10 protein-coding genes are annotated in these 13746 nt (G+C 62.5%); 4 read left to right on the forward strand and 6 right to left on the reverse strand.

Annotated features, from left to right (window positions below):
• The first annotated feature begins 242 nt into the window (after positions 1-242).
• Together IEY43_RS09840 and IEY43_RS09845 are read left to right on the forward strand one after the other, a co-directional pair.
• Entirely contained in the window at positions 243-731 is a 489-nt protein-coding gene (locus tag IEY43_RS09840; RefSeq protein WP_188948426.1) for an FBP domain-containing protein, read from the forward strand.
• Positions 732-1109: 378 nt separating this feature from the next.
• Complete coding sequence (locus tag IEY43_RS09845) at positions 1110-4373, forward strand: S8 family serine peptidase (RefSeq protein ID WP_188948427.1); 3264 nt, start codon at positions 1110-1112, stop codon at positions 4371-4373.
• A 118-nt stretch (positions 4374-4491) separates the two neighbouring features.
• Here IEY43_RS09845 and IEY43_RS09850 read toward each other — a convergent pair whose 3' ends face one another.
• Genes IEY43_RS09850 through IEY43_RS09860 form a run of 3 tightly spaced genes read right to left on the reverse strand, consistent with a single transcriptional unit; the run spans position 4492 to position 7535 of the window.
• The gene (locus IEY43_RS09850) at positions 4492-5781 is read right to left on the reverse strand and encodes a glycoside hydrolase family 3 N-terminal domain-containing protein (protein ID WP_188948428.1); all 1290 of its coding nucleotides are present in this window, start codon (positions 5779-5781) and stop codon (positions 4492-4494) included.
• A 55-nt stretch (positions 5782-5836) separates the two neighbouring features.
• The gene (locus tag IEY43_RS09855) at positions 5837-7129 is read right to left on the reverse strand and encodes a Y-family DNA polymerase (protein ID WP_188948429.1); all 1293 of its coding nucleotides are present in this window, start codon (positions 7127-7129) and stop codon (positions 5837-5839) included.
• Positions 7119-7535, reverse strand: a complete 417-nt coding sequence (locus IEY43_RS09860) for a LexA family protein (protein WP_188948430.1) — start codon at positions 7533-7535, stop codon at positions 7119-7121. Before IEY43_RS09860 ends, IEY43_RS09855 begins: the two co-directional genes overlap by 11 nt.
• 197 nt (positions 7536-7732) lie before the next feature.
• Between IEY43_RS09860 and IEY43_RS09865 the strand changes: the two genes are divergently transcribed.
• On the forward strand, positions 7733-8587 hold the full coding sequence (locus tag IEY43_RS09865; protein ID WP_188948431.1) for an SDR family oxidoreductase: 855 nt from the start codon (positions 7733-7735) through the stop codon (positions 8585-8587).
• Positions 8588-8683: 96 nt separating this feature from the next.
• On the opposite strand, the gene IEY43_RS09870 is transcribed toward IEY43_RS09865, so the two are convergent.
• Positions 8684-9958, reverse strand: a complete 1275-nt coding sequence (locus IEY43_RS09870; protein ID WP_188948432.1) for an NAD(P)/FAD-dependent oxidoreductase — start codon at positions 9956-9958, stop codon at positions 8684-8686.
• Between the two features lie 309 nt (positions 9959-10267).
• On the opposite strand from IEY43_RS09870, the gene IEY43_RS09875 reads away from it, so the two are divergent.
• Complete coding sequence (locus IEY43_RS09875) at positions 10268-11491, forward strand: hypothetical protein (RefSeq protein WP_188948433.1); 1224 nt, start codon at positions 10268-10270, stop codon at positions 11489-11491.
• An 88-nt stretch (positions 11492-11579) separates the two neighbouring features.
• Here the strand turns inward: IEY43_RS09875 and IEY43_RS09880 are convergent, their stop codons facing one another.
• Both IEY43_RS09880 and IEY43_RS09885 read right to left on the reverse strand, forming a co-directional pair.
• Positions 11580-12224 carry a malonic semialdehyde reductase gene (locus IEY43_RS09880; protein WP_229777348.1) on the reverse strand — a complete coding sequence of 215 codons (645 nt, stop codon included), beginning with the start codon at positions 12222-12224 and terminating at the stop codon, positions 11580-11582.
• 319 nt (positions 12225-12543) lie between these two features.
• Positions 12544-13728, reverse strand: coding sequence for a sensor histidine kinase (locus IEY43_RS09885; RefSeq protein WP_188948434.1), 1185 nt, complete (start codon positions 13726-13728; stop codon positions 12544-12546).
• Positions 13729-13746: the final 18 nt, after the last annotated feature.

Genomic DNA, 13746 nt, shown 5'->3' on the forward strand with positions numbered 1-13746 from the left:
CTGGGCACGGGAAAGGGCGGTCGGCGATGCACGCCACTTTGACGCTCTGCCCGTTCGTCCCTGCGGCGGACGGGGCAACTGGCAAGTAGCTAGGCTGCAACCCCTGCGTTGACAGTCATTGCCTTGCTGCGCCTACGTCATTTCCGCCATAGACGGGACCTGTTCCTCCCCACCATTCAGCGCTTTTGCGCGCCGTCCGGAAGTTCCCGCCGGGCATCGGACGGAATACCCAAGGAATTGCCATGCAGCCATTGAACGAAAAAACCATCCGCGCCAGCTTTATCAACGCCAGCCGCCAGGAAGCCAAAAAACTCACCCCGCCGGAAAACTTCAACAGCCTCGACTGGGAATCGCTGGAATACCTCGGTTGGCGCGATCCGAAGATGCCGCAGCGCGGGTACATGATCTACACGAACGCCAACGGCGAAACCCGCGGCTTGTTGCTGCGCGCCACCGAAGGCGCACGCAAAGCGGGCAGCGCGGCCATGTGCGAGATGTGCCGCGACGTCACCCTGCCGTGCGCGGTAGGAATGTTCACCACCCGCCGTTCGGGCCAAGCCGGCCGCGACGGAGACACGCTGGGCACCCTGCTCTGCACCCGCTTCGAGTGCTCCGCCAATGTACGCATCGCCCCGCCAAAGGATCCCATCAACCCGGATCCAATGGTTGTCGTTGCGCAGCGGATCATCCAGCTCGATGAGCGCGTGAACAGCTTCATCGAACGCGTCTAACGGGCACGTGGTGGAGCGGGGCACTTTGCCCCGCTCCACCGGCATCACCTTCCATGCAGGAGCGCATTCCGAATAGACCGCTTGAGCCGGAATGGAATAATCTAAAAATTTTTGCTCGCGCAGGTTGACCTATTGGCGCTTCTCCGTTGTAATTCCCGATGACTAAATCTGAAAGACCGGTCCGCACTATCCATCGGACCGCAATATTTGTTCAATATCCCCTTGATATATGACGTACGTCACCTATGATTCCACACTAGGGGCTCGATGCTTCAGCGGACGTCTGCCCTCGGACGATCATCATGGCACGCACCGCTTTGTCGTATCGGCCACCCGGCATCGGGAGCATTTCCGCTGTCCAGCTCGGCTAGGAGAATCATGGTCACACGGCGCACTGACAAACTGCCGCGCCTCCTGCTGGGATCGGCCACTGCTTTGGCATTGGCGGTCACCATCGGCGGTCCGGCAAGCGCAGTCAATATTCCACAACCTGCGGATGGTGATGAGGCAGCTTCGCTGTCGATCACCCGCAGCGATACCCTTTCAAACCTCAAGGTTTCCAAACCCTTGGCCAAGGCCAGCGGAGAAGTCTCGGTCTTCGTCCAGCTGGAAGGCGACGGAGCCTTCCAGGAGGTCAAGAAGTCCGGCAAGTCCAAGGACGCGGCAAAGGTCAAGAAGATCCGATCCGAAGTCAAGCAAAAGGGCAAGGAACTTGCCGCTCAGGCAGATTCAGAGGTCATCTATTCGACATCGAACGCCCTGCGCGGCGTGGCACTGACCGGCGACGCAGACGAGCTCCGGGCACTGGCCGAGCGCACGGATGTCGCCAAGATCAGCGGCATCGTTCCAAAGAAGCCTTCCAATCGCGGATCGGTCATCGACACCGGCGCCCTGGAATCATGGACGGCGCTGGGCAAGACCGGCGACGGGGTGAAGATCGCGGTGCTGGACACCGGCATCGACTACACCCACGCCAGCTTCGGCGGCCCCGGAACCCTAGAGGGCTACAAACAGGCACAGGCATCGGAAGGTCTTCCCGCTCCGGATTCAGGTCTCCTAGACCCGAAGAAGTTCATCGGCGGCTGGGACTTGGTCGGAGACAACTACAACGCCGACCCGGATGCCGACGACTACCAGCCGATCCCGAACCCGGATCCCAACCCGTTGGACTGCGAGCTCGCCGGGCACGGATCCCACGTGGCAGGCACCGCAGCGGGGTACGGCGTCAACGCGGACGGCACCACGTTCACCGGGGACTACTCCAAGCTCAAGGCTGACGATGTCATGGGCATGAAGGTCGGTCCTGGTTCCGCCCCGGAGGCGCAGCTGATCGGCATCCGCGTCTTCGGCTGCACCGGATCCTCCGAAGTGGTGGGCCAAGCACTGGACTATGTAATGGATCCCAATGGCGACGGAGACTTCTCCGACCGCGCCGATGTGGTGAACATGTCGCTCGGTTCGGACCATTCGCCGGTCGAAGATCCGGAAAATGACATCGTCGATGCTCTGTCTGAAGCCGGCATCCTCTCCGTGGTGGCCTCCGGCAACGCCGGAGATGTCACCGACGTGGGCGGCTCGCCGGGCAACTCCCGCAGCTCGTTGACCGTGGCGAATTCCGTCGGCTCGACGCTCACCATGGACAAGATCCGCGTCGAAGCGCCGGCAGATGTCGCCGGTGATGTGGCCGGGCAGTACTCGTCGAACTTCAATTACACCGCCGCAGACCCGGCCGAGCTGACTGGTGAAGTTGTCATGGCTCCGTCGTCCAATGCCTTCGGTTGCAGCGCGTTCGCCCCAGGTTCGCTGAACGGCAAGTGGGTCTGGCTGCAGTGGAGCGAAAACGGCGCATTCCCGTGCGGTTCCGCAGCCCGTTTCAACAATGCCGAAGCCGCCGGTGCCACCGGAGTCCTGCTGGATTCCGAAGCCAATGTCTTCGACGCCGGCATCGCCGGCAACACGACGATTCCCGGAGCCCAGCTCACCCTGGACAACGCCACCAAACTGCGCCCGGCCGCCGAGGCCGGAACGATGAAGGTCACCCTGTCTCCGGATTTCGCCGGTGCAGCTTCCAGCCCTTCCGGTGTGCTCGATACCTTGAATTCGTCTTCATCGCGCGGCGTGCACGGCTCCAATGGCATCGTGAAGCCTGATGTCGCTGCAATGGGTACCCAGATCGGTTCGGTGGGCGTGGGCACCGGCAACGGCGTCGCCGTCATGTCCGGGACTTCCATGGCAACCCCGCTGGTTGCCGGCATTGCAGCCCTGGTGCTTGAGGACACGGATCTGACTCCGGCCCAGGCCAAGAGCATCGTGATGAACACCGCCGCCACCGACATCAAGGATGCCGACGGCGATATCTACGGGCCAAACCGTGTGGGTGCCGGCCGTGTCATGGCCGACAAGGCCATCTCCACTCCGGCTTATGCCTACGCTTCCAAGGACTCGGATCTGACCAGCGTCGTCTTCGGCGTTATCGAGCTCGAGGGCAAGAAGAAGTACAAGAGCAGCCGTGACATCACGGTGAAGAACACCAGCAAGAAGACCCAGACCTACGCGGCGAAGTATGTTCCTGCGACCCAGATTCCGGGCGCTACGTACACCCTCGACCGCCGGTCGGTAACGGTCGCACCGGGCAAGAGCACCAAGGTGAAGGTCACGCTGCAGGTTGATCCGAAGCGTTGGGCCAAAACCATGGATCCGACCATGGACGCCCAGCAGTCGGGCCTCGACCGCGCTTGGCTGGCAGACGCCACCGGCCGCGTGGAGCTGACCAGCGAGTCCGCGCCAACCCTGCGCGTCCCTGTGCAGGCTGCTCCGAAGCTCGCCGCTGATATGTCGGCCAAGGTCAAGAAGGTCAAGAACGGCAAGCACGATTCGGGCCTGGAGCTCTCGCTCAAGGGTGATGACGTCATTGCAGGCCAAGGCCCGAGCCAGGTCTTCTCGTTAATGGGTGCCTTTGAACTGGGTGCCAGCAGCAAGCGCGGCCCGTCCTCGCTCGACGCCATTCCAGGCGCACGGTCGATGGACCTGCAGCATGTCGGCGCCTCGAGCACCGCTCCGCGCACCGGTGTTGCCGACGGCCTGCTGAACGTGGGCATTTCGACCTACGCCAACTGGGCCCACCTGGCTGGCGGCACAGAGCTCGATGTCGAGATCGACACCAACAATGATGGAAAGGCAGACTTCGTCACCTTCACCACCGCAATCGACGAGATCGACCTCGATCTGGCGGCGACCTACGATCTGAAGACCCTCAAGCAGGTCGACCTGCAGCCGGTCAACGGCGTGCTGGGGGACGTGGACACCAACAGCTTCGACACCAATACGGCGATCCTGCCGGTGTCGCTGGCCGCGCTCGGACTGTCCGAGAAGTCATCGGACATTTCCTACCGCGTGGCAAGCTACTCCTGGTACAACACCAACGAGGAAGGCTCGATGGTTCCCGTTGACCAGACCGGATGGGTCAAGTTCAACGTGACCGCTCCGAAGGTCGACTTCGGTGCCACCGGAACCTTGTTCACCGATCTGGACGGCACGCGCCTGCCAGTCTCGGTTGACCGCAAGGCCAAGGACGCCAAGGCGCTGCTGTTGCACCTGCACAACGAGTCGGGCGAACGCGCCCAGGTGCTCAAAGTCCGCTAGGACCGCAGGCACCCGGCCAGCGTCCCAGCAATTAGACCGGCCCGGACGGCTTCCTCGCGAGTAGGAAGTCGTCCGGGCCGCCGCCTGTTAAGAATCGATTCTCCGGCGCGCCGCCGGCCTATTCTCCGTCCAGCTTCTCTTCCAGCACCTTCACCACCGCCTCACGAACCTGGGCCGCGAACTGCTTGTCTTTCCCGGCTTCGCGGGCCAGCGCGGCGGCCATCGTCACGGCATCGGCGGTATTCACGCACAGCGGGACGGTGCCGCCGGCCGCAATGAATCGCACGGCTCGCTGCCCCACCGCCACGCTCGAAACCTGTTTCGCCTCGCACAGGTCATCGGAGATGACCAGTCCCTCATATCCCAGCTTTTCGCGCAACAGTCCGGTGATCACCTTGGAGGAAAACGGCGCGTCGTTCTTCTGGTCGATCTGCGTGTAGCGGGCGTTGGAAACCATCACCCAGGACAGGTCCTGCGCGATCGCCTCCTTGAAGGGCGCGAGCTCCTCGGATTCGGAGCCTGTCGAGGTGTCGGCGACGGAGCGGGACGTGTCGGTATTCGCCGTGACCCGCCCCAGCCCCGGGAAGTGCTTGACCACCGGCTGGACGCCTTCGGCCGCCAGCGCCTGGTTGACCGTCAGCACATCCTGCGCGGCATCTGCGGAGTTGTTCGCGTACTCGCGGCCGAAGTAGCCGATCGGATCGTTGGCCGTGCCGATGCTGGAAGGAACCACATCGGCCACGGGTGCCAGGTTCACGTTGATTCCCGCCTCGGCCAGCTCGGCGCCTACGGCAGACATCCTGGATTTCAGCGTGGCTTGGGACCAGGCTCCCTGTTTCACTGCGGTGGGAAGTTCGGTGAACCCGGGCCCCTGCAGGACGCGGACGAAGCCGCCTTCCTGGTCGGTGGCCACCCAGACCGGAAGCTTGCCCGGGACGTTCCGCTCCAGGGCGCCGGTGATCTTCCGGACCTGCGCCGCGGTTTGCGAAACCGAAAGCTGCGAGCGCCCTCGCAGGAAGACATTCGAGATGCCCTGCTCCTGCAGCGCGGCGATCTGCGCCGCGCTGGCGCCGGAGGCCGGAACACCCGCCATCACCAGGCTGGCGGCCTGCTCCTTCACGCTCATCCCATCAGCCAGGGCTTCGGCTTCGTCCCGCACGCTGGAACCATCGCCGGGCACCGAGGGCTGGGCGCCCTGCGTGGTGGGCACCGGAGTTTTCCGTGAAGGTTCACTCGGCGAGGACGGCTGCTGCGGGCTTGAGGACGCGGAGCTGCCAGGCGCCGGCGCAGGGGTTGCGGACGCACTGGAGGAAGGGGCCTGGCTGTCGGGTACCGTGGTGCTGCATCCGCTCAAGGCCAGGACGGAGAGCATCCCCAGCGAAGCCAGCTGGCGTGCACGAGGTGTCATGGGAACATTCTTCCACTCGATCCTGCGAGGAAACTTGGCTTGGGGGCCGGGAATGTCATGCCCTCACCAGCGGCAGTTCGTCCCACTCGGTGGTGTAGCGCTGGGAGATATGCTCGCGCTTCATCGACCAGGACGGGGCCTGCGCGATGCCGGCGCGGCCCAGCCCGATGGCCTTGGCCCCGAATCGCGCCGAAATGTCCTGCACCACACCCGAGACGTTCACCCGTTCGTCCTGGGGATCGTTCCCGCCCTGGCCGAAGAGGTCCAGCTGGGCTTCCCCCGGTGTGTCGCCCAGGCCGGAAAGGATGACGCCGCCGCGGACGTAGTCCACCCCCGTCTGCATCAGCCCGTTCATGGCCGCCACCGCGAGGCGCGTGAGCAGGATCGGATCGCGGGTGGGCTTGGGAAGCCGCACCTGGGTGCTGGGAAAGGATGCCTCGCCCTTGGCGAAGCGGCTGGTCCCGGCCATCACCGTGAGCAGCGAGGCGTAGCGGCCTTCCTTCGCAAGGCGCGCGGCGGCCTTCTGCGCGTAGATGGACATGACTTCTTCCATGGCTTCACGGGTGCGCACCGGGGTGGAGAAGGATCGGGTGAACATGACCTGCCCCTTGTCGCTGCGTTCCTCGACAGGGCCGATGCACCGCCGCCCGTTGAGCTCGTACACCGTGCGCTGCAGGACGACCGAGAACTTGCGCCGGATCAGCTGCGGATCGGCCGCTTCGAGATCCGCGATGGATTCGATGCCCATCCCTGCCAGCTTGGCCCCGGTCTTGCGCCCGACGCCCCAGACATCCGTGGCCGGCACCAGTGACTTGATCCGTCCGAGCACTTCCGGGTCCATGAGCTCCTGCACGCAGACCCCGCCGAGGTTCACATTGTGCTTGGCGACGTGGTTGGCGAACTTGGCCAGCGTTTTGGTCGAGGACACCCCGACGCACACCGGCACCCCGATCAGGCGGTCGATGGACGAGCGGATCTGCGCGGCGGTAGTGCGCACCTGCTCCAGGCTGCCTTCGAGTCCCACAAATGATTCGTCAATGGAATACACCTCATGCCAGGTGCCGAAACGGCCCAGCAGTTCCATGACCCGAGCTGAAATGTCGCCGTAGAGTTCGTAGTTGCTCGAACGCACTGCGAGGTTGTGGCTTTGCATGTGGCGCTGCACCTTGAAGAACGGCTCGCCGGTGCCAATGCCCAAGTCCTTGGCTTCCTGGGAGCGGGCGACCACGCACCCGTCGTTGTTCGAGAGCACCACCACTGGCCGGTTCATCAGCGAACGGTCGAAAACGCGCTCGCAGGAGACGTAGAAGTTGTTGACGTCGACGAGCGCAACGTGGTCACCGGACATGGTGCAGGCACCTCGTGACCACTCCGAAGACGCTCACGTCGTCCCCTTCGGCGAGCAGCACCGGCAGCGTGGATTCGTCACACAGCAGGCCGACCCGCTGTCCGTCGATCTGCCAGCGGCGTACCAGCAACTGGCCGTTGAGCGTCAGGACCACTACGGAGTTGTGGCGCACCGGCATCGAGCGGTCCACGATGATCTCATCGCCGTCGTAGATTCCGGCGGACTGCATGGACCCGCCGCCCACGCGCATGATGAAAGTGGACACCCGGTCCTTGACCAGCAGTCGGTTCAAATCGAATCCGCCGTCGAAATAGTCGCGGGCAGGCGAAGGGAAACCCATGGCGGACACCGCTTGAACGGGTCCCTGGCTGGCGCCTTCCGGCACGAACGGTTCTGCATCTGCCACCGCTATCTCACCCGCTTCGGTCCATCCCACGGAAAGTTTATTCGCATAAACTTTCGAACAATTGGAATTGTACCTTGTTTGGCCGGAGCCCTGCCGACGACCCTGTGTGAAGCCCGGAGTGGCTCGGCCACTGCGCTGCGCCTACGCTGGAAGTGCGCGGCCTTCCGGAGCCCGCACCCTTCCAGCCAAGGAGTACCGTGAAAATTCTGCTGATCAGCTGCGGAGACGTGGCCACCGAGGCCGGACTGCGCTTCGCCGCCCTGGGCCACGAGGTGACAGGATGGCGCCGGAACAGCTCCAAACTGCCCGAGACGCTGCACCGCCAGGACGTCGACCTGCAAGCAGAGGGCCCGTGGCCGCGGATCGACCCGGAAACCCGGATTGCGGTGCTCACCCCGGTGCCGTCCAGCCGCGACGTGCCGGGCTACGAGCGCGCCTACCTGCAGGTGGCTCGCAAGCTGGTCGCAGCGCTCAAGGAGCAGGCCCCGGAACTCCAGCGCATCATCTACGTCTCCTCCACGGCGGTTTCCGGCGGAGAGAACGGCGACTGGGTGGACGAGTCCACGCCCGCCGAGCCCAACCGCGAAACCTCGGTGGTGCTGGCCCGCACCGAGCAGGTGCTGGTTGAATCCGGGCTGCCGGTGACGGTGCTGCGCGCCTCGGGGATCTACGGCCCGGGGCGCAACCACCTGATCACGCAGGTGCGCAACGGCACCGCGCAGCTGCCCTTCGGGTCCCACTGGACCAACCGCATCCACCGCGACGACCTGGCCGGGGCCATCGTCCACGTGGCGGGCCTGGGCGACCTCGCCGAACAGCTGTATCTGGTGACCGACAACGAGCCGGCGCAGCTGGAGGAGGTTTTCACGTTCCTGGCCGGGGAATTGGATCTGCCGACTCCCCCAGCCGCCACCGAACCCTCCGTCCGGCGCGCCGCGGACCGCAGGATCGCGAACTCCAAGCTGCTATCCACCGGCTTCACGCTGGCGTTCCCCGGATACCGCGAAGGCTACCGATCGGTGCTGGCCGGGGAATCCACGCGCCACCCCTGAGCAGCGGTTAAACGTGAACGGACCGGCCTGGACGCCCCCAAGGGGTGCGTTCAGGCCGGTCCGCCTTTTCACGTTCCGGGTGTGGACCGAAACGGGCTAGAAACCCTTGCGCAGCGGGTTGAAGTGGCGGGCAATGGCCGGTGCGGCCTGTCCGGTGATCTGGGCAGCCAGGATCTTGCCGGTCAGCGGGCCCAGGGCGACGCCCCACATGCCGTGGCCGCCGCCTACCGAGACGCGAGAGGAGGAGGTCTGGCCAACCAGCGGCAGGCCGTCGGCGGTGCACGGACGGCCGCCAACCCACTCTTCCTTGCGGTTCTCCCAGTTGATGCCCTTGTAGACCGGGGCGGCCGCGGCAACGATGGCCTCGATGCGCTTCGGCTCCAGCTTGTGGTTGACGTCGCGGAATTCCATGGTGCCGGCCACGCGGAAGCGGTCGCCGAGCGGGGTGCAGGCCACGCGCTGGGACGGGAAGTAGATCGGGTGGGTCGGCATGTGCTCCGGCTCGACGGTGAACGAGTAGCCGCGGCCTGCCTGGACAACCACCTTGACGCCGAACTTGGCGGCCAGATCGGTCATCCACGCGCCGGTTGCCAGCACCACGTGGTCTGCGGTGATGGCGCGGCCCTCGGAACCGATCACGGTAACGGAGCCGCCGTTGTCGCGCACGTCGGTCACGTTGAAGGCGCCGATGATGTCGCCGCCGCGGGCGATGACGGACTCTGCCAGCGAATCCATGAACTTCGGCGGGTTCAGGTAGCGCTGGCCCTTGATGGCGATGCCTGCGGCAACGTTGTCCGACAGGGTCGGTTCGATGCCGCGCAGCTGGTCGCCGGACAGCAGGTCGAAGTCGACGTGCCCTCCGGTCTTGTGGATCATCTCGAACTCATGCAGCAGCGCGTCGCGGTCCTTCATCGAGACGAAGCCGGTCAGGAACGGGTCGGCCGGCTTGGTCAGCTCGCGGGTGCCCGGCCCGGCGGAGGTGTCTTCGGCGATCTCGTCGAAGGCGTCCAGGCCAGTGTGGCCCACCTCGGAGAAGATGCGCATGGCTTCTTCCCACTTCTTCGGGGTCGAGTGCCAGGCGAAGCCGAGCAGGAAGCGCAGCAGCTTCCCATCGGCCTTCAACGGAATGTAGAGCGGCGAGGCCGGGTCCAGCATCATCTTCAGGCCGTTGGAGAACACCGACGGTTCGGCAATCGGCAGGGTCAGCGCCGGAGTCAGCCAGCCGGCATTGCCCCACGATGAGCCGGAGGCCACGCCGCCGCGGTCCACGACGGTGACCTTGACGCCAGCTTCCTGCAGGTACCAAGCGGTCGACAGACCAACGAAACCTGCACCGGCAACTACTACATGATCAGGAACTGCTGCAGCCATGATCCACACTCCTATGGTTTTCAGAGCCCCTCCACACGGGGCCGTCGCAACTCACTTTCGCGTGAAACCAGGCGAAAATCAACGAGGTCTGGGGAATCCACGGTGAGCACGGACACACCACCTTGTGATCTGCGTTTTATGCGGAGGAGTTGGTTGAACACCGTATTTATTTCGGTCAATTACGCCCCAATGGGCAGATTCGCCCCGGCGCACCACTGATTGGAGCGGTTGGGAGTCGAGGATTTCTTTGCCTGCGTAGACTGGAGTGGAATCATCTTTCCTGCCAAGCTAAGGAAATTCAGCAAACCTATGGCATCACGCAAACCAGCCAAGAAAAAGCAGTCGCAGGGTCACCCAGCCCGCCGCGAAGGAGCAAGCTCGGTTCCCTTCGAATCCGAGGTTCGACAGGATCTGCAGCCTCTCAAGTCCCAGCTCTTCCGCCATTTCCAGGAAGAGGGCCGCCCTGCCAGCGAAACGCGCGCAGCACTGGAAGGGCTGACCACGTTGTTGACCGTGCACGCCCAGTTGCGCAAGTCCGTGGACGTGAAGACGCTTGACCCGGAAGTTCTCGGCGAGCAGTTGGGCCATCTGTCGTCGCTGGGCAAGGAAGTTGCCGAGGCCAGCGCCGCGATCCTCAAGCACTATCTGACGTTCCTGGGCACCACCGCCAACTTCGGCGGCAGCGTGGATGACTTCAAGCAGACCTTCGAGTTCCTCTCACGCATGGCTGGCGATTCCCCGATCATTGCGCCGTTCCTCGAAGACGACGAGGCAAATGCCGCACTGGAATCCATGCCGTTCGTCTATGCTGCTCGCGAGCTGGTCAGCTGGGTCGGCGAAGGCAAACCCACCTCTCCATCCGGTGTGCTGACCGGCCAGACTCTGCAGGATGCGGCGTCCGTGCTGGGTCTGATGCTCACCGTCGACGAGGCCGCAGAACCGGCGACGGCCGGATCAGTTCTCTGGGAGCCGGAAGACGGCACTACCGTCTCCAGCCTCGCCGAGGTCCCGCGCCTTTCGGCCTATTGGGACGCGCTGATCGGCACCGCCATGCTGCGCTACCAGGCGCCGAACGCCATGCCTACCGAGTCCTTGGCCCAGGCGCTGCTCGGCTCGACCGGTCCCGGCTCACGTCTGGTCAAGGAACTCGTCGCGGAAGTCCTGTTCTCCCACGTGCTGATCAATACGTTGGAGACCCCGGGGCAGTCGACCATTGCGGAAATGACTGCCGGCGTGCTGAGCAACGCAGCATCCAGCACGCCTCCACGGACGGAATTCGCGCTGCAGGTCCCAACCACCGACGACCTGCCGGAAGAACAGCACCACCTGATCCCGAGCCTTGAGGTTGTCATCCCGCAGGTCGAGAGCCTGCTGCGCAACTTCCAGCGTGAAGGCCTAGTGGTTATCGAAGACGAGATCACCGTGCCAGTTGTCCTGCGTTCCGCCCTGGAACGTGCGCTCTCCAAGGTTTCCGACCATGTGCTTGACGGCGGTCAGGATTCCGAAAGTTCCGAGGGCGGCAAGGCCCAATAGGGCCCTTCGGCAGGAAAATTAAAGGCATGGGGAGCGCGACGCATGCGTCGCGCTCCCCATGCCTTTACTTCTTTAGCCAGGCCATCCGTTAGATGCTGCGGGTCGCCAGCTCACTTGCGTGGCGCGGCAGGCGGTCGAACCAGGGGTTCTCGCCCGGCTTGCCGACATTCACGACAAGGAAGGACTTGTGGTTGTTGTCCGCGTTGATGATCTGGTCCACGGCAGCCTTGTCGAAACCGCCCATAGGGCCCGCAGCCAAGCCGACCGCACGCACGGCCATGATGAAGTATCCGGCCTGGAGCCAAGCATTGTTGTTTCCCACTGCGGTGCGCACGTCGGAATTTTCGAACATGGCCTTGCGCTCGGGAGCATGCGGGAAGAAGTTCGGGAATTCCTCGTGCCACTCGGTGTCGAAGGACAACACAGCCAGCGCAGGAGCGGACAGGGCCTTCTGCGCATTTGGTCCCGACATGGTGCCGGCGATGGACTTTCGCGCCTCGTCCGACTTAACCCAGGTAATGCGAAGCGGCTGGTTGTTCATCAGCGTCGGGCCCATCTTCATCGCATCGTAGATGGCATCGAGAGCTTCGTCTGATACCGGCTCTTCGCTGAATGAATTTGCGCTGCGCGCCTCAAAGAAAAGCTGATCGGCAGCAGCCGGATCAATGGAAAGTGCTTCGTAGATGCTGGAATCAGCTTGAATGGTCATGGGGCTCGCTTTCACGGTGTACATGGATCCTTGGAAAATAGAATACAAAGATTCCGCGTAGCCCTTGCCGCTTTGTGAACACTGTCACTAGAATGCGCATAAGCCTTAGATTATAAAAGGTACGTTGCGTCACTTGCGAACAACGGCGTGCGATGGGGGCACAACGCCGATGAAAGATCGTCCGCTCAGTAACGCAACGTACCTTCTAATCACCCTTGGTCCTTCGTGGTGCCACTCGCAAAACACCACCAAGTACCTAACCGGTGATCGGTCTTCACCGATACATCTATAATTTATCGCGTCTGCAAGAATTGCGAAATCATACTTTAGTAGGAGGGTAGCCCTAGAACGGGATACTGGCGGTCAAAATCCAGTGACCATTATGCTCCGAAGCTTTGAACTTGCCACCAAATGCCTTCATGCGATCCTCCATACCAATGAGTCCGCTGCCCCCTAGTGGCAAGGAGTGCTTGCCAATGGTCGAATCCGCAACCTGATTAGTGATTTTGAGTCTTGCTTCCTTGCCGTGAGCTGTCAGTGAGATCGAGCATTCGCCACCCGGCAAGGCGTGCTTAATGACGTTGGTCGTCGCCTCCTGCATGACTCGATACAGCGCAGTCTGCGCCGAGCGAGGGAGGTCAGAAATTTTTTCTTCGGTGTGCGAGGACACAACAAAATTTGCCTCACGAAGTCGCTGGGAAAATAGTTCAACACCCTGGACCGCATAAACTGTGGTTGCGGCGGGCTTGTCGGTAGCACCCACGGCCGGATCTGCCATGGTTCCATCGGTGCGCAGGACGTTGAGCATCAGGCGCAAGTCATGAAGCGTTTCCGTACTGAGTTTCGCGATCACATCAATGGCATCCAGAGCCATTTGGCCATCGTTGGCGAATTTAGCGGCCTTGGATTGCATGGCGACCACAGTGATGTCATGGGCCACGATGTCGTGGAGATCGCGAGCGATATTCTTACGTTCCGCCTCAATCGCCTGACGTGAACGCGCGTCTGCTTCTTCCATTTCCTTGACGGCCTTCGCGTTTCGTTCACGCAACAGAAAAATACTGCGAGTTAGCGCGTAGGACAATGCCGACAACGGGGCAAGAAACAGGATTAGTATCGAATCGTCGCCAGCTCTGAAGATGAACTGGATCATCCAACCAGTAAGAAAAGTCAGATACCAGACCCGGACGTGTCTCGACAAGGCAGTCGCAGCGAGGGCCGAAAAAATAACAACCGAAAACACCATCCAAAAAAGCAGCTGGCCGTTCCCAAAAAAGAAGAAGGCAGACGCAATATAAATACCAAGCGACGCACCCACCCAGCGGCGCCCGACGATAAGTGCAACACATAGAACGATGCCTGCTAACGCACCCCGAATCGATTTCTCGGAGGACTCAATGAAACCGTCCTGCAGGATCGTAACAATTTCGCTGGCTGATATGGCCAATAATATGGCCATACCACCCCAAATAATGACACCCCGACCAGCAAACTGCTTGGTCAGGGTGCCTTTAAGCCGTGCAATCATACGCCGAATACTTCACCG

This window comes from Glutamicibacter protophormiae, assembly GCF_014647495.1.
In the GTDB taxonomy this organism is placed as follows: Bacteria; Actinomycetota; Actinomycetes; order Actinomycetales; family Micrococcaceae; genus Glutamicibacter; species Glutamicibacter protophormiae.